This is a genomic window from Flammeovirga sp. SubArs3 (assembly GCF_947387565.1).
Taxonomy (GTDB): Bacteria; Bacteroidota; Bacteroidia; order Cytophagales; family Flammeovirgaceae; genus Flammeovirga; species Flammeovirga agarivorans.
This window is the reverse complement of the sequence record NZ_CANDOA010000002.1, coordinates 799,456-816,239: the sequence shown is the minus strand read 5'-3', so window position 1 is coordinate 816,239 and position 16,784 is coordinate 799,456. Positions and strand designations below refer to the sequence as shown.

The 16,784-nt window shown below is 33.7% G+C and carries 18 protein-coding genes and 1 pseudogene; 9 read left to right on the top strand and 10 right to left on the bottom strand.

Annotated features, from left to right (window positions below):
* Positions 1-80 precede the first annotated feature (80 nt).
* On the bottom strand, positions 81-689 hold the full coding sequence (locus QL232_RS07935) for a hypothetical protein (protein ID WP_281613707.1): 609 nt from the start codon (positions 687-689) through the stop codon (positions 81-83).
* A 177-nt stretch (positions 690-866) separates the two neighbouring features.
* Between QL232_RS07935 and QL232_RS07930 the strand changes: the two genes are divergently transcribed.
* The 7 genes and pseudogenes from QL232_RS07930 to QL232_RS07900 all read left to right on the top strand — a co-directional run bounded on the left by QL232_RS07930 (position 867) and on the right by QL232_RS07900 (position 7,815).
* Positions 867-1,184, top strand: a complete 318-nt coding sequence (locus tag QL232_RS07930) for a thioredoxin family protein (RefSeq protein WP_168880963.1) — start codon at positions 867-869, stop codon at positions 1,182-1,184.
* Complete coding sequence (locus tag QL232_RS07925) at positions 1,184-1,423, top strand: hypothetical protein (protein WP_281613706.1); 240 nt, start codon at positions 1,184-1,186, stop codon at positions 1,421-1,423. The genes QL232_RS07930 and QL232_RS07925 overlap by 1 nt, the downstream gene beginning before the upstream one ends.
* A 250-nt stretch (positions 1,424-1,673) precedes the next feature.
* Positions 1,674-1,934: pseudogene (hisE, locus tag QL232_RS07920) on the top strand (phosphoribosyl-ATP diphosphatase); the annotation flags it as partial.
* An 83-nt stretch (positions 1,935-2,017) separates the two neighbouring features.
* A complete protein-coding gene (locus QL232_RS07915) occupies positions 2,018-2,368 on the top strand; it encodes a hypothetical protein (RefSeq protein WP_168880960.1) in 351 nt (116 codons plus the stop codon).
* Between the two features lie 347 nt (positions 2,369-2,715).
* Positions 2,716-4,239, top strand: a complete 1,524-nt coding sequence (locus tag QL232_RS07910) for a helix-turn-helix domain-containing protein (RefSeq protein WP_348646726.1) — start codon at positions 2,716-2,718, stop codon at positions 4,237-4,239.
* Between the two features lie 37 nt (positions 4,240-4,276).
* Positions 4,277-6,919 (top strand): TonB-dependent receptor, encoded by a 2,643-nt coding sequence (locus QL232_RS07905; RefSeq protein ID WP_281613705.1) that lies wholly within the window; start codon positions 4,277-4,279, stop codon positions 6,917-6,919.
* An 8-nt stretch (positions 6,920-6,927) separates the two neighbouring features.
* Positions 6,928-7,815 (top strand): DUF4249 family protein, encoded by an 888-nt coding sequence (locus QL232_RS07900; RefSeq protein ID WP_168880957.1) that lies wholly within the window; start codon positions 6,928-6,930, stop codon positions 7,813-7,815.
* On the opposite strand, the gene QL232_RS07895 is transcribed toward QL232_RS07900, so the two are convergent.
* The 3 genes from QL232_RS07895 to QL232_RS07885 are packed head-to-tail and all read right to left on the bottom strand — an operon-like array spanning position 7,812 to position 9,906.
* On the bottom strand, positions 7,812-8,363 hold the full coding sequence (locus QL232_RS07895; protein ID WP_281613704.1) for a hypothetical protein: 552 nt from the start codon (positions 8,361-8,363) through the stop codon (positions 7,812-7,814). The two genes, QL232_RS07900 and QL232_RS07895, sit on opposite strands and share 4 nt — an antisense overlap.
* Positions 8,364-8,371: 8 nt before the next feature.
* A complete protein-coding gene (locus tag QL232_RS07890; protein WP_281613703.1) occupies positions 8,372-9,226 on the bottom strand; it encodes a hypothetical protein in 855 nt (284 codons plus the stop codon).
* A 17-nt stretch (positions 9,227-9,243) separates the two neighbouring features.
* Positions 9,244-9,906, bottom strand: a complete 663-nt coding sequence (locus QL232_RS07885; RefSeq protein WP_281613702.1) for a hypothetical protein — start codon at positions 9,904-9,906, stop codon at positions 9,244-9,246.
* Positions 9,907-10,192: 286 nt separating this feature from the next.
* Between QL232_RS07885 and hpt the strand changes: the two genes are divergently transcribed.
* Positions 10,193-10,738, top strand: coding sequence for a hypoxanthine phosphoribosyltransferase (gene hpt, locus QL232_RS07880; protein WP_168880954.1), 546 nt, complete (start codon positions 10,193-10,195; stop codon positions 10,736-10,738).
* Positions 10,739-11,037: 299 nt separating this feature from the next.
* Here hpt and QL232_RS07875 read toward each other — a convergent pair whose 3' ends face one another.
* The 4 genes from QL232_RS07875 to QL232_RS07860 all read right to left on the bottom strand — a co-directional run bounded on the left by QL232_RS07875 (position 11,038) and on the right by QL232_RS07860 (position 13,802).
* Positions 11,038-12,324, bottom strand: a complete 1,287-nt coding sequence (locus QL232_RS07875; protein WP_168880953.1) for a DEAD/DEAH box helicase — start codon at positions 12,322-12,324, stop codon at positions 11,038-11,040.
* Positions 12,325-12,409: 85 nt separating this feature from the next.
* Complete coding sequence (locus tag QL232_RS07870) at positions 12,410-12,616, bottom strand: YwbE family protein (protein WP_168880952.1); 207 nt, start codon at positions 12,614-12,616, stop codon at positions 12,410-12,412.
* Between the two features lies 1 nt (position 12,617).
* Positions 12,618-13,139, bottom strand: a complete 522-nt coding sequence (locus QL232_RS07865) for an FKBP-type peptidyl-prolyl cis-trans isomerase (RefSeq protein ID WP_168880951.1) — start codon at positions 13,137-13,139, stop codon at positions 12,618-12,620.
* A gap of 126 nt (positions 13,140-13,265) precedes the next feature.
* Positions 13,266-13,802: an FKBP-type peptidyl-prolyl cis-trans isomerase gene (locus tag QL232_RS07860; protein ID WP_168880950.1), complete on the bottom strand. Its 537-nt coding sequence runs from the start codon at positions 13,800-13,802 to the stop codon at positions 13,266-13,268.
* A 217-nt stretch (positions 13,803-14,019) separates the two neighbouring features.
* On the opposite strand from QL232_RS07860, the gene QL232_RS07855 reads away from it, so the two are divergent.
* Positions 14,020-15,363: a sulfatase-like hydrolase/transferase gene (locus QL232_RS07855; protein WP_281613701.1), complete on the top strand. Its 1,344-nt coding sequence runs from the start codon at positions 14,020-14,022 to the stop codon at positions 15,361-15,363.
* Here QL232_RS07855 and QL232_RS07850 read toward each other — a convergent pair.
* Both QL232_RS07850 and QL232_RS07845 read right to left on the bottom strand, forming a co-directional pair.
* Positions 15,360-15,794, bottom strand: a complete 435-nt coding sequence (locus QL232_RS07850) for a hypothetical protein (protein WP_281613700.1) — start codon at positions 15,792-15,794, stop codon at positions 15,360-15,362. The two genes, QL232_RS07855 and QL232_RS07850, sit on opposite strands and share 4 nt — an antisense overlap.
* An 88-nt stretch (positions 15,795-15,882) precedes the next feature.
* Positions 15,883-16,749 (bottom strand): lysophospholipid acyltransferase family protein, encoded by an 867-nt coding sequence (locus QL232_RS07845; RefSeq protein ID WP_281613699.1) that lies wholly within the window; start codon positions 16,747-16,749, stop codon positions 15,883-15,885.
* Positions 16,750-16,784 lie beyond the last annotated feature (35 nt).

Here is a 16,784-nt window from a genome sequence, read left to right as displayed (position 1 = left end):
TAGACATAAAAATAGGATGTTTTTTTCAAAACACCCTATAAATATTTTTGGTAATCTATTTCTTTATGCAAACGAGAGTACTAAACCCACTCGTCTGTTTCAATAGCTTCTAAAACTTCTACTAGGCCATCAAAGGTATTTACACCTACAGCAACCTCAGAACCACCTTTTAAAGCTATACCTTCTGGTTTCGCCTCATCCAGTAAATTATTTACAGTATTTTCATTAAAGCCACCAGCGATGATCACTTTATATTCTTCTGTTAACTGACGAATAGATGCATAATCCTGTGCCGTTAAATCAGCAGAAAACTCTAATAGGAATAAATCTACTTTTTGCTCCAACATCGACATTTGTTGTTCTGTTTCTTCCAAAGAAGTCACTTCAATCTTGTACATTAAAGTTTTTCCTTTGTTAGAAAGGTCATCAACTAAAGCGGGGTTGTCAGTAACGATGGTTTCGATAGCATCATAAGCAGCAAAGTCTACATCTGCTGAAGAGTACACCTCGCCTGCAAATTTAATTCCTGCCAACCAACTTGCGATCTCTTTGTATTTATCTGCTGAAACATAGCGTGGGTGACTCTCTTCGATAGGAAAACCAATCATTTCCACTCCCATTCCTGCACAATATCTACCGTCTCCCAAATTATCTACATCTGAAACAAATACGCGTGTTTTCAGTCCCATAAAATTTTATAATTACGTTGTAAGTATCCTTAGAAAATACCCCAATTTTGTTTAATAATAATTATTTTTGCAAAGGTTGTAAAATAGATTGAAAGGAGGAAATCAATATTCAAGTTTATACGTACAACTACCTTATATTAAGAGTTTTTTAATCACCCCTTTAAAATAAGAATCAACATGGCAGTTATCGATGCAAATGATAGCAATTTCCAAGAGTTATTATCTCAAAATGATAAAGTTGTAGTAAAATATTTCGCAGGATGGTGTGGCAGCTGTCGTTTATTCAAACCAAAATTTAAAAGACTTTCAGGTGATGAACGTTTTGAGGGTATTGCTTTTCTTGATGTAAACGCAGAAGAAAGTCCTGAAGCAAGAGCATTAGCAGGAGTTAATAACCTTCCATTTTTTGCCATTTTCAAAGATGGTAAATTAGTTGAAGGAGGTCCAATGTCTAAAGAAGATGCTGTTGTAGAACTTATCGAAAAATTGAAATAATGAAAATACCAGTTATAAAAAAATTAGTAGAAACCTACTCATTGGAAGAGCTTCAAGCTGCCGAAGAGGCTTTAGCTGAAGAACAACAACCCACTATTGAAATTGGTGGTGATGATGAAGGGGAACAACTTACTCATGCATTTGCTGCAGTCTGGATAAAAGAAAAAGTAGATGCTGGTGAAGACTTTAAAGTTGCTTTAAGAGCTTACACTTCAATGGTGAGAGGTTCTATTTCATAGCAATCTTTAGTGATTTATTTTTTAGTTTGTAGAAATTTAATCACTTCTAGCGAAAAGGCTCAATCTTTAATAAGGTTGGGCCTTTTTTTATTCTCTTTTATCAAAACTTTAATTTAAGGTGGTATTTCCTTCGAGATTATTAATTATTTGTTCAAAAAATATCATACTTGAATAGAAACAATTACCTTTATTCCCAAGTATTATTATTAATCGAAATTACAATACAATGTCTATTAAATTTCTAGAATCACTAGAACAAACAATTAAGGAAAGATTCGATAATCCTTCAGAATCGTCTTACACAAGCAGCTTATTTGCCAAAGGCATTAATAAAGTAGCTCAAAAAGTAGGAGAAGAAGCGGTAGAATTAGTGATTGAGGCTAAAGATGATAATGAAGACTTATTCTTAAATGAAGCAGCAGATTTAATGTATCATTATATTGTACTATTAAGAGCTAAAGGTTACAGTTTAGAAGACGTTACTAAGATTTTAGAAGAACGTCACAAATAAATTAGATTGTTCTGTAGCTTTTTGTTATCTTATATTGTTTCGATTAGAATCAATAAATTAGCACTACTGTCTACGTAACCATCATGAAAACCCTAGAATCCATTTCTTTCCAAAACATTGAACTCATTGAAAACTTTTTCGATGGTAAACTTTCCCACTTAGAAAGTCAGAAATTCCTACGTCAATTGATGTCTGATGCTGAACTAAGGGATGACTTTGATTTGGTAATTGAAATGAGTCCACAAATGGTTTCATGGTCTTTAGAAAAAAAGCGTAGAGTAAGGCTAGCATTTTCTACTCGACATTATGGAGTATCTTCTTTGCCTTCTAAAGGTAATTTAGCAAAAGACTTAGTTGCTTACGGTACAGCGACCGTAGCAGCAGCAGGTTTATTAGTCTTTATTAGTGGCCTTTTTGTCTTCTTTGCTTCATAAGCTTTGATTTACAAAACTTTACGAAAGTAATATATAGAAAAAAGGCTACCTTTTGAAAAGGTAGCCTTTTTTTGAAAACGAAAAATTATATATCTGATTATTAGCGTATCTTTTAGCAAGTAGAACTATTTTTAATGACATATCGCTATGCCATAATTAAGTCGCTAATCTATGATACAAAATTAAGTAAACGAAACAGTAAATGAAAGCGAATTTTCGCAAAATGCTATATTTTTTATAAAAATCGTCCTAATTTTGCAGAAATTATCTGTATAAAGCGGGTACAAAAAATGAATTGATGTAAATTTAATTCATGATTGCGAAATGCAGTCAACATTCAACCAAGTGTGATAAATCCATTGCCTGTGATTTTAGAGGAAAATATACGTCTTATATTCGGATTGAAAGTCCGTATGCATAGACAAGAACAAAAATTATCATTATCGGAGTTAGCAAAAAGAGCGGAGATGTCGGTTTCATACATCAATGAAATCGAGAAGGGAAAGAAATACCCAAAAAGAAATAAAATCACAGCTCTTGCTGCTGCATTAGGAGTTTCATACGATGAACTTGTTTCTTTAAAGATCTCTAAGAAATTAGGTGCGATCTCCAAGCTTCTTAATTCAAATATTCTTCAGGAATTACCTTTAGATGTTTTTGGTTTAGAGCCAAGAAACCTCTTAGAGTTAATGTCTGACGCTCCATCTAAACTTTCAGCCTTTATTAATACAATTGTTGAAATTTCTAGAAATTATAACCTTACCGTAGAAAACTTTTATTTCTCTGTATTAAGGTCTTATCAGGAAATTCACGATAATTATTTTGAAGATATTGAAAAAGCTGCAAAAGAGTTTAGAGCAGAGTTTATTAAAGATGGAGAACCACTTGAAGAACAATTAGAACAGTACTTAAAGCAAGTTTGTGGTTATCACTTGGATCACAATTCTATTAGTGAACATCCAGCTTTAGATACTTTTAGATCAATTCTGAAATCAGATACAGATCACTCTAAAACTCTCCTTCTAAATAAGAAATTAAACCAAAGAAGAAGGACTTTTATTTATGCTAGAGAAGCTGCTTTCCATATTTTAGGATTAGCAGATCGTTCTAAAACCTATTCTTGGATGCAGGTCAAATCATTTGATATGCTATTCAATGATTACATGGCAACGTATTTTGCAGGAGCACTTCTAGTTCCAGAAGAGAGGATCATTGCAGATATCCAAAAGATTTTAGAAGGTAGTACTTTCTCTTTTGATAATTTCATTGAGCTGATTCTTAAGCACAACACTTCTCCTGAGACATTCTTATATAGAATGATGAGTATCCTTCCAAAACACTTTGGTTTAAGTAAAATTTTCTTCCTAAGATTAGATCACAAACCTGGAAGCAATGTATACTCTTTAACAAAAGAGCTTCATTTAGATGGTTTACATAGTCCGCATGGTACTGTACTATCTGAACATTACTGTAGACGTTGGGTCTCTTTAAAAATCTTTGAAGATTTGGAGAAAAACAGAGCGGAAGGAAAGCATGATAAATACATTTGTGATGCTCAAATCTCGAAATACATTACTTCAGGAAAAGAGTATTTTTGTATTAGTGTAGCAAGAGCATTACCATTAGTGGATGAGTCTATCGATACGAGTATTACCATTGGCTTTTTAATGAATGATAAGTTCAGAGAAAAGACCAACATTTGGCAATCTGAGAAAGTACGTATGGAGTTCGTAAACGAAACTTGTGAGCGTTGTCCATCTGTAGATTGTTCAGTTAGAGCCTCTGATGCTTTGGTACTCAAAAAACACAGAAAAGAAAAAGAAAGAATTACTGCTTTAGAAGCAATATTAGGAAAAGGTGTTGTATCTTAGTATGCTAACATAAGCTATTACAATACGTCTAACATACTTGAGCTCATATACTGTTAAATATTTCTTCCTCATTTTATGCTTCGTTTTTTTAGGAGCAAAGGTAACTTATGCTCAAAATAAGGGAGATCAGGTATATGAGTTCAATTTTTTTGAAGTCACCTACCCAGAAGCTATTCAAAAAATTACCGATCAATGTGGAGTGAATTTCATCTATAGTGATGACAATATCCCATTGGTAAAAAAAATCACATTCCAACGTAAACAGGCGAAACTATCAGACATCTTAAACTTAATGTTTGATGGAAGATTTTTGGGTTATCGAATTGAAGGAAATGATGTTGTTATTTCAGTACATCGTATCCCTTTAGATTCTCCAGAAGGACGTCGTATGACCAAATATCCCATTAATGGAGTGGTAAGAGAAAAAGGAACCAAAGAGACAATTATTGGAGCTACAGTAATTGTTGAGGACCTAAATATTGGTACAGTGACAAACTTTGATGGTTTTTACTCCCTCTCTGTCCCTATAGGCTCTTACCGTATTAAAGTAAAATCACTTGGGTTCTTTGAATATGATACTTTAGTAAAGGTCGAACAGGCTGTAAAGCTGAATGTCCAACTCAAAATCATGGAAACCAAACTGAGAGAAGTTCTAGTCATTTCTCGTAACTCTGAAATTTATGAGGGTATTCTCCAACTAAGTAATATCACTAATGTTACACCAGAAGCTACCAAAGAATTACCAATGATTTTGGGCGAAGGCGATGTGATCAAATCACTACAACTAATGCCCGGATTTAAGAGTGCGAATGAAGGAAGTAGTGAACTATCTGTTAGAGGAGGAGGAACAGATCAGAATTTATTCTTAATTGACAATGTGCCTATTTACAATGCTACTCACAGTTTAGGTTTTTACTCCATCTTCAATACCAATTCATTAAAAAATGTGACAACCTATAAAAGTGGTATCCCTGCCCAATATGGTGGTAGAGGTTCTTCTGTTATTGATGTTCACTTAAGGGAGGGTAACAACCAGAAATTTAATGTATCTGGTGGAATCGGAACTATTTCTGCCAATGCAACGATAGAAGGTCCTATCAAAAAAGACAAAGCATCTTTTATCATTTCAGGAAGAAGACCTTATACCGATCTATTTCAACTTAATTCTGAAAATGGTGTAAATACAATCGTTTTCTATGATTTGAGTGCCAAAGTGAAGTATCAAATTAATAGTAAAAATACGATTACCACTTCTGGTTATTTTAGTAGAGATAAGCTGTCCTTTCAAGATGTTTCTGCAAGTGAGTGGGGTAATAATACCGCCAACATTACTTGGAACTCATTATTATCTCCTAAGACATATAGTAATATGACTTTATGGTATACCCACTATAGTGTATCCAACATTATTAATACAGTACCAGAAACGAGTTATATCACTTCTTATACTTTGGATGATATAGGATTGAAATATAATCTAGAGCACTATTTCACCCCCTATGTCACATTTAAAACAGGTCTTGAGAGTATCTATCATCTTTATAATCAAGGTGACATTGCTCCTTATGCTCCTGAAAGTATTGTTACTCCAACAGATGCTCAGGATATTTCAGCAATTGAAAGTGCTGCTTATTTTGACATAGAATGGAATATTGATGAAAAAGTAAAATTAGGTATTGGAGGTAGGTATTCCAGGTTTGATAATATCCGAAACAGAAGACAATATATTTATGAATTAACTCCATTTACATCAACCGGAACACTTAATACGGTTGTTGACACTGTCTTTTATTCTGGTTTTAATATTGATAATAGCTACCACAACTTCAGTCCTAGAGCTTCCATGAGTGTGGCTATCACTCCAAAACATTCTTTGAGGATTGCATATGATAGAATGGCTCAATATGCTCAAGAGTTATCCTTATCCTCTTTACCGAATAATGCTGGGGTTTGGATCCCATCAAATAAACTTATCAAACCACTTATTAATGATCAATACAGTATTGGTTACTTAAGTAAGTTAAAAGATGGTGTTTTCGATTTTTCTTTTGATGCATATTATAAAGATTCAAAAGACATATTAGAGTTTCACCCCAACGGCAGATATTTAGTTACCGACCAAATAGAAAATGATGTGGTGGGAGGTATCGGTAAAAGTTATGGCTTTGAGACGTTATTTAGAAAAAGAAAAGGAAAGTTTACAGGGTCTATGGCTTATACCTATAGCTTTTCATTTATGAAAGTGGATGAGATTAATGACGGTAATTGGTACCCTACCAATCAAGATCAACGTCATGTATTCAATATTTTAGGGTCCTTTCAGTTATCACCACAGATACAATTCTCGGCCGTTTGGAATTATGCCTCTGGCCGCCCTTATACCGCTCCTGAAGGTAAATACATTAAGGATGGATATGTGGTTCCTATTTATGGCGAAAGAAACGCAGCAAGACTTCCAAGTACACATCACTTAGATATTTCTCTTACTTTTTATCGTAAGATGTCTAGGAAGAAACAAAATGAGAGTAGTTTCAATTTCTCTATTTACAATGTGTATGCTCGTAAAAATACTTACTCTTATATTTTTAGAAGTAGCAAAAGTAATCCTGAGCAATTAGAAACTGTAAAAGTCTATTTGTTTAGTATATTGCCGTCCTTTAGTTATAACTTTAAGTTTTAATAGACCTAATGAGAAAATACGTATTCATTTTTTCACTGCTAATAGCGTTCTGTTATAGTTGTGAGGAACCCATTGTACTTAACCTACCATCGGGGCCTCAGAGAACTGTAATTGATGCTAATGTATCTGAAAGTGAATATATTTCTCGAGTTATTCTTTCTCGTTCGCTAGGGTTTAATGATACGACAACTTTCCCTGCGATTGAAAATGCCTCTGTTGTATTATTTGCTACTAATTTTGGTAATACTACATTTCCATTTACCTATTCAGGTACTTTCGATTACGGAGCACTTTATACTCCTCAGAGTCAAGTCACTTTAGTTCCTAAGCAATTTTACACTTTAAATGTATTCTTACCAGGTTCAGAGTTTGAACAAGATACACTTTATCAAGCTCAAGTGAGAATGCCTACAGTTGTTCCTATACAAGATGTAAACTTCAGATATGAGCCTAGCGAAGATCGTTACTATGTAAGGATATACTTTTTGGACCCTGAGAAAGAAAATAATTATTATAGTTGGAGGGTATCACAAAAAATCAATGGTGAGTTTATTCTTCTAACACCTGCCAGAGTACCGATAAGTACAGATCAAGGCATTGATGGTAAGGAAGTATTTGTAGAATATCCATATACCTCTTTCACCACAGAAGATACTATTCAGGTACATCTAAAAAGCCTCGATCAAAGTGCTTACAACTACTATGTGTCATTAAACAATTTAATTGAGGCTTCTGGTACGAGTATAACAGTGGATAATCCACCGACTAATTTTGCAAGTACAGTCGTTGGTGAAAATCCTATTGGTTTCTTATCTGTAGAAGGTGTCTCTGATTCTGAAATTATTCCTATTGCAGATTCAGTTTTTGTAGAAGACGAACCTGTTTTGATCGACTAGCTGTTGATAATGGATGCTTTTTGATTCTTAATCACTTTATCCAATAAAGGCTTAAACTTTTTATAGACAAAAAAAGCACTACGAACAATTAGTGGTGAGATGTGCTCTATAATTTTTTTTCTAAAGAAAACATAAGTCAATGGAATCAACATCACCGAAACTGATTCTAGTTTCTCAACATCTAACATTGTAATTACTGAGATCGCATTAATAAATACAACCACTGTATCAGACAACAAATTCCACAGTTTCTTATTGTTGGATAATTTGAAAAAAGCAAATTCAACTTCGTACCAATGTTTTTTCATCACATTTGATAACTTAGGTTGATAAAGCTTTAAATCTTCATTACATAGGTTCGGGAAGTAATTTATGATATCTGCATCCAACTGAATCACAGTCGTAAAAGAATAAGAATTATGACCTAAAGTAAAAGGTGTTTCAATGGTCATCCCTCCATCTTCAAAAGAATGCCATAATAATTCCGCAGCTTCCTTAGATGCTTTTAGTGTCTGTAATTGTTCTTCTAGTTTTGGTGTTTTAGTCATTATAATGATTATTTACCACCACCAAATATCGATGAAAATGCTTTCCCTGTTAGGTCTGCTACTACCTTAAATAAAGAACTCCAATGTGCTGTTGCTTCATTGGTAGAACTCTGATGAAAGTTCATTACCATATCTCTAAAATCCTTAGGTAGGTGTACAAATTTTGGTGTTAGATAAGAAGTAACATCACCATCAATTTGAACAACAGTTTGTAATAATACTTGCTGTGTTCCTAACTCCCATGCTTTTCTAATGTTAGTCACTTGCTCTGAAGTGAGATCCAATGGATCAACATTATTCATTTCAGCTAAAGAGATATCATTATTCCAGACAAAAGATCCTTTCTGAGAAGGGTATAGATCATAATCTGAATTACATCCTTTCCCATTAAATTCTGCATCATAACCAGTAGTTCCCTGCTTGTTATCAATATCTAATTTATGTCGCTGTTCCTTGAAGAGTCCCATCATTACTGCACTTTGCCTTTCGATACGATACAGCATTTGTATTCGGTTCTTTAACTCTTCTAGTTGTTCAGGAGTTTGCATCTGAGTTTGTAGCTTCTCATAATAAGCTTTTCCATGAACAGCAGCTCTTTTCACTTCATAAAATGAGTACTCCCCTGCTCCAACAAACCTTAAAAGAAACTTGGGATTACCTGCTCCATCCAATGAGGGTGGTTGTCCATTTGCTTTTTCACAAATTCCGTATTCAATTAAAGTTTTTCTATACCTCTGTATGATATCATACAATGCAATACGCTTGTTTGCCGGCATCTTAGCTCCTGTAGTATTTTCTTTAAAAATAGTATTGATTTCTAAAGTCAATAACTCACTGGCTAATGCTTTTAAGGATTGCTCCATTGTTACGTAATTTTAGCTTATTCTTTTTCTTCTTTGTTCTCCTCATCTTCCGATGCAACAGAATTAAAGTCATCTGCTGGTGCATCAAAATCAATAGCTTCTGCTTCAACATCTTCAGCAGGCATCTCTGCTGCCACTTGATCCATAGCTGCAGGTTGATCGTAATCATACATTGAGTTAGGAGATTCAATCGCTGGAGCTGCTGCTGCCGTGGCTGTTGGATCAAACTGCATTGGAATTTCAGCATAAGTAGCCGGTTGTGCCGCTGCCGTATTTCCATATACTTGTGCAGGGTTCTGTCTTGAGAAATCTACCTCAGGAACATCCACTCCTTTTGTTTTTTGATAGAGTTCATATAAGCTAAAAATAGCTTTAATATTATCGTTGATAATCTGATGGCCATGTTGCTCTTTTTGAGCGTGAAAATCTCTTACCCATGCATATTTATCTTGTAGTAGATCGTTGCTAATATGTGTTGTAATATCACCTTTCAATAGATGAATTTGGCTATTCATCAATTTAAAATCAGTATTTTCTTTCTTGATGATTTCATCTTTCTCTCCTTCTACTCTGTACTCTCCTATCACAGTTTTAATATCTAAAGTGACTAGGTTATTGATATAATCCTCAATATTATTAACAAACTTAGAGAAGAATCCTTGGTTCTCTTGATCTGACATTTTCTTGTTAAGGGTTTAGTTAAAAAAACAATAGTATGGTATTTCCTTTCAATTAAAAATACTGAAAATGAGAATATAAGACACTAAAAATCGACATTCTCACCCTAAAAATATTTCTATTCTTTAATTATTCACTTAATAAATTTGATTTAAAAGGTTGAATTTTCCAAAACATAAGAATAATCTATTCTTTTAAGAAATACTCACAATTAATATTAAAGAGTAGTGTGTATATTTGCACTTTAAAATTCTAGACAGAATTCATATATAATACATATATTCAATCATGACTGAAGTCACAAAAGTATTAGACAAAGAGTTTGTTCCTTTTATCAGCAAAGAGCAAATCGCAGAGCGTAACCGCGAGTTAGGTCAGCAACTTACTAATGATTACGAAGGAAAAGATGTTCTTTTGGTAAGTGTTTTAAACGGAGCGTTTATGTTCACTTCAGATCTTGTAAAAGAAATTAAAACACCACTTGAGATCTCATTCGTAAAATATGCTTCTTATGAAGGGACTCAAAGTACTGGTAAGGTGAAGCAATTGATTGGCTTTAATGCTGACCAAGTAAAAGGCAAACACATTATCATTGTTGAAGATATTGTAGATACAGGTCGTACAATGCAAGCTTTGATCAAAGACTTAGAAGGTATGGAACCTGCTTCAGTTAAAGTAGTATCTTTATTGTTTAAACCTGAAGCTTTAAAAATTCCTATTACCGTTGATTATGTTGGTTTTGAAATCGATCCAAGATTTGTTGTAGGCTATGGATTGGATTACGACGGATATGGTAGAAATATTCCAGAAATTTTAGTACTGAAAGATATTTAATCTAAAGTATACAGATAAATAAAAATCCTCATCATATAATAAATGGTGAGGATTTTTTTTTCAATACTATACAAAAATACCTCTCCGGCAGTACCAAAGAGGTATTTCATGAACTTAACTCTCTTAATTTTTTCACTTATCTACTAAGCGTATTCATCTAACTTCACACAAATATACCTCTTTAAAATAAATTGTTTTAATTCAAACATAATAAAATTCACAACAATGTTTAATATTTAACATTATCGATTTTTATAGATAAAAAAAACACCTAAACAGAAGTCTAAGTGTTTTGATTTTTATTTTTTCGAAGATTTTACCTTCTTCTTTTTCTCTTTTTTCCTATTTGCTTTCTTTTTTGCTTCCTTGTAGTTTTTCTGATCTGTTTCTATCTCTCGCATCACTGTTTTCCAGTCAGTAGATGTTTCCTCAGAATGCCCTACGATACCTGCATACTCTCCTCTGTCCATTTCATAAACAGCGATTTTAGTACCTGTAAAGTTCTCGATAGCGTCCAAAAGTTCTTTTTCCTTCTCCGCACAAAATGCGATTGCATCACCTTTTTGAGTACCACGACCTGTACGTCCAACTCTATGCACATAGTTTTCTGGATCATCAGGTAAATCATAATTAATAACATATTGGACTCCAGGGATATCAATACCTCTAGCAGAAACGTCTGTAGCAATTAATACTTTTACCTCTCCAGATTTATACAGCTTTAAAGCTTCAAATCTTTCTTTTTGATCTTTACCTCCGTGTATTGTTACTGTTTTTATATCTACCCTCGCCATCGCCTTGTGTACTCTTTCGGCTCTGACTTGAGTTCTAACAAATACAAGAATTTTGTCTTCAGGGTGCTCTTTGACAATTCTTTCCAAGAAGAATCTTTTGTCATCCATTTCAACTGAAACGACACCGTGATTTACATTCTTAGAAACAGGATCTTTTGGAGAAATTTGTATTCTAATCGCATTTCTAACTAATGAATAAGCAAGTTTTTTAATTGCTTCATCAATAGTAGCTGAGAAAAACAATGTTTGTCTCTTTTTAGGAAGAAGGCGGATAACATCTTTGATGTCTTTAATAAAACCTTTCTCCAACATGTGATCGGCTTCATCTAGTACTAAGACTTCTACTCGATCTAGTTTGATGTAACCTTGGTGATTCAAATCAAAGAGTCTACCTGGAGTTGCAATTAAAATATCGACTCCTTCTTCTAACTTCTTGATTTGATTATCCTGTTCTACACCACCATAAATACACAAGATATTCAGCTTTGTGTATTTACCAATTGATGTAAAAACTTCAGTAATCTGTTCTGCCAACTCTCTTGTCGGAGCCATTACAACACTACGAATAACCCTTTTACTTTTTCCTTTGGGCTTATTTCGTAAAAGAGACTCCATAACAGGAATTGCAAATGCAGCGGTCTTTCCTGTACCCGTCTGTGCAATTGCTAATACATCCTCACCTTTTAAGATTGGAGGTATGGACTTGAACTGAATATCTGTAGGACGTTTAAATCCATTTTCTGCTATACTCTTTTTTAGAGAAGCAGATATATTATAATTTTCGAATTTCATTTTTTAATCGTGAATTTGTTAGAATAGTGAAGAATAATGATCAGTAATCCATCGACACCATTCTTTCTTCACTCATAATTAATTATTAAAACTCTCCGTCTTCAAGGATCTGTTTTACTCGCCCTACTTCTCCCGTCTCTAGTTTAACTTTAATACCATGAGGGTGAGTAGATGATTTTGTCAGAATTTTTTCAACAAAACCTTCGGTAAGGTCTCCTGTTCTTTGATCTTCCTTTAGAACGATCATCACATGACCACCGATTTTTATGTTACTTCTTTTCTTACCGTCCATATTATTTTGATGGCATAATTTCCACACCTTCACCATCAAAATCAGTTTCTTCTTTTGTTGGTTGGCGTACTTCTACAATTTTACCATCGAAAAACAGGTCCATTCCTGCTAATTCATGGTTCATGTCCATAATCACATCTTTCTTATTCAATTTTGTGATCTTCCCATCATAAACATCTCCATCTTGGTCAGCAACCGATAGAATATGTCCTAATTGTAAAAATGCTTCTTCCTCTTCTTTATCTGCAAAACCAAAAGCATTTTTATCTACCTTAACCTCTCTGTATTGTTCAATAACTTCTCCGTAAGCATCATTACATGGTAACGAGATTTGGAAGTTATCCCCTTCCTCTTTACCCAATAATGCTTCTTCGAATTTTGGTAATACTCCACCAGAACCTACAAAAAATAAAAATGGTTCTGAAGCGTCTGCCTCTTCGATAAATTTACCTTGAGCGTTCCCTTCGTATAATTTATATGTTAAGGCTACAACCAAGCCTTCTTTTATTTTTAACTTATCCATATCTAATAATTATCTTAATATTTGATGATTAGTAGAAAAACAAAGCTTCCATACGATACATTCATTCGTTAGGAAGCTTGTTATATTATATCATGATGAAGTACAAACGACTTCTAAAATCTATGATTATTGTGGAAGATTATCAAAATCTAATCCGCCTAAATCTGAATTTTCTACAGCAGCTTTTGCTTCTTGAAGTTCTTCTTCAGTAGCAGCTCTAACATCTAAAACTTCACCAGTGAAGTATAATGTTTTACCAGCAAGAGGGTGATTAAAGTCCATTACAACATGATCATCGTTTACTTCTTTCACTTCACCTTCCATAGGCATTTCGTCAGGACCTACCATAGGTAATACGTTACCTACTTTTAAGATCTCTGCCTCATCTACTTCATCTTCTATGTTAAATACTTCTTTAGGAATTTTAATTACCGCTTGTTCTTGGTAATCTCCATATGCTTTATCCTTAGCGATAGAAAATTCAAAAGTATGTCCTTTCTCTTTTCCTTCTAACTCTACCTCAAATTCTGGAAGTACATCCATATAACCAAATAAAAACTCAAATGCATCATCTTCTCTAACATCTTGAAGTAATACACCTTCTGCATTTTCATCGTATAATTTGTAGGCAATAGTGACTACGCTATCTTTTGCTGCTTTCATAGTTCTTTAATTTTTGACAAAGGTACATTAAATAAACCTGTTAAAATATAGAAAAGTGATTTGAGAAAGATTTATTGTGAAAGATTTCTTTTTTAATTGATCTGTTCTTAATTTTTCCTTTAAAGAATTGAGTACAAAGTGTATGACGACTACTTTACTGAATTAGATTACTTTTTTCAACTTCTCCAATTTGGAGTGTGATACTTCTGAATGAATTATGATTACTAAGCAAAACTTTATTATTACAACACTATTACTGTCTACTTTTTTCTCTTGCTCATCTTCAAAAATTGATGATATCATAGAGGACGAAATAGTACTTTCTGAACCTGACACCACTATTGTAGATGAAGATACGACTATTGTATCAACACCTGAATCCCCTTCTACTGATCCTAATGTATTACTAATCATTGCCGATGATTTAGGGAAGGATGCCTTAAGTTTTTATGATGAAGGAATCATTTCTGCCAATACGCCCACTTTAGATTCATTAGCTCAGAATGGGTTAATTTTTAATAATAATTGGGTAGCTCCATCATGTTCACCGACAAGAGCTGCAATCATCACAGGAAAATATGGTTCCTCGAATGGTGTTTTGGAAGCTGGTAGGACTTTATCATCATCAAACACCACATTATTTTCAAGTCTTTCAAGTACTACGGATTACTCCTCAGCATTAATTGGTAAATGGCATTTATCTGGCAATACCTCAAGTGTTGATATGGACTCTTATGGAATTAATCATTATGAAGGTACACTTATTAGTGGTGTAGAAGATTACTACAACTATACTACATTTAATGGCAGTTCTTCTAAAAATATTACGGATACTTATGTTACTTCTCACTTTACTGACCTTGCAATAGATTGGATAAATGATCAAAATAACCCTTGGTTTTTATGGTTAGCATTTACCGCTCCTCACACTCCTTTCCATATTCCTCCATCTGATTTACATGAACAAGGGACACTAAATGAAGCTGATATTGAATCCAATCCGTTACCCTTTTTTATGGCTAGTATTGAAGCTATGGATCGAGAGATAGGAAGGCTATTATCGAATATCCCTGATAAAGAAAATACAATTATCATCTTTATTGGTGACAATGGAACAGATTACAGAGTAACTCAAACTCCTTATGAAAAAGGTAAAGTAAAAGGTAGTTTACATCAAGGGGGGATCAATACACCATTAATTGTGAGTGGACCTTCTGTTAGAATTGGTACTGAAGAAGCAATGGTAAATGCTATTGATTTAAATAGTACTATTTTAGAGTTATGTGATGGTACCGCAAGTAGTACAACGAGTATTTCATTCGCTCCTCTATTATATAGCGAGTTAGAACATTCTAGAGAGTATAACTTTATTGAAGAAGCTGATGGTTATGCTATTACAGATGGAACTTATAAATATATTTATTACAGCAGAGAGAAGTTCTATGATCTTGAACAAGATGCCTATGAAACTGTAAATTATGAATACAGAGGGTTATCTACTGAGCATGAAACAGCAAAAGCTACTTTGCTTAATCAAGTTGATAAATGGAGAGTTGATTAGTTTTTAGCTCTTTTGTTTATCATCATTGTCATAGGCGTTGGCGTTAGGTCATCTTTATATGTTTCTATGGTAACTGCAATTTTCATATCTGCAGTACGAGCAGTAAAATGTTCTTTTCCTCTCGTCCGTTCATACGTTTTTTCAAACTGTATTCCATAGGCCACTTGAAGGTATTGAATGAAACCCATAAATTCTTGTTTATGCACTCGATTGGGGTTCGTTCCATCTAAACTAGGTACAAAACCTAATGATACAATTTGCTTCTTCTTATTAGTATAGACGAACAAAGTACCTTCAATTCCACCAACGTCCATTCTTATCATATCCTTTTCCTCTGTAAACTCCTTTCCTAACGGAAAATCAGTTATTTCCTGAGCCTTACAAAAGCTAATGGAAGATAATAAGATGACAAAGAATAAAAGGTTTTTCATAATCATGGATATCGTTTTGATAAAGGGCTTTGATTAATTCATTCAATATAAAAAAATCTCAAGTACTTTTCTACTTGAGATTTTTTAGTTATTCACCCATTTCTTCTTTAGTATATTTCCATCTCTTATGAGACCATAACCAATTAGAAGGTTGAGCTTTTATATTTTCTTCTACGAGTTGAGCGTATTTTTTCAATACTAAATTAGACCCTTTTTCATATTCTCCACCATCATAGATTTCGAATAATTCTGCTTCATATTGGCTTCTACCGGTTCTAATAATTCTTGAATAAATGACAGGAATTTTCATAGAACCTGTAATCACTTCTGGTCCTGCAAAGAATGCAGACGGTCTACCAAAGAAATCAATCCAAATTCTTTTTCTATCATAACCCGGAGGTGATTGATCGGACACCATTCCAAATCCAAAGTTCTCTCCTTTCTTTTTTCTCACTAGAATCTGACGCATTGTATTGGCCATCGGGACGACATATCCACCAAACCTACTTCTAATTTGTTGCATCAGTTGTTCAGAAAACTTTCCTTCTAATGGTTTATAAACCGCACCAAAACCAAAATCAAAGTTGGCTGCAAACCCAGTCATTTGCCATTCCCAATTACAGACATGGCCACACATTAAAATAACCGGCTGGTTTTTATCATGAAACTTATTAAACACTTCGGGGTTTTTCACCTTAAAATGTTGCTTCATATCTTCCTTAGACATGGATAGTGATTTGATAGATTCTAGTGCTACATCAGATAAGTTAGTATAAAATCCATCTACTATTTTTTTGCGTTCTGCCCCTGATTTTTTAGGAAAGGCAATCTTAATATTTTCCGCAACAACATCTCTTCTGTACCTTATTATTTTTCCTGTAACAAAGGCTAAAAATGTTGAGATAATATGCAATAAGCTAAAGGGTATCTTTGATAATAGTTGTATAAAAAACATAATATGCTAAAAAGTGACAAGCAAAATTAATTTAT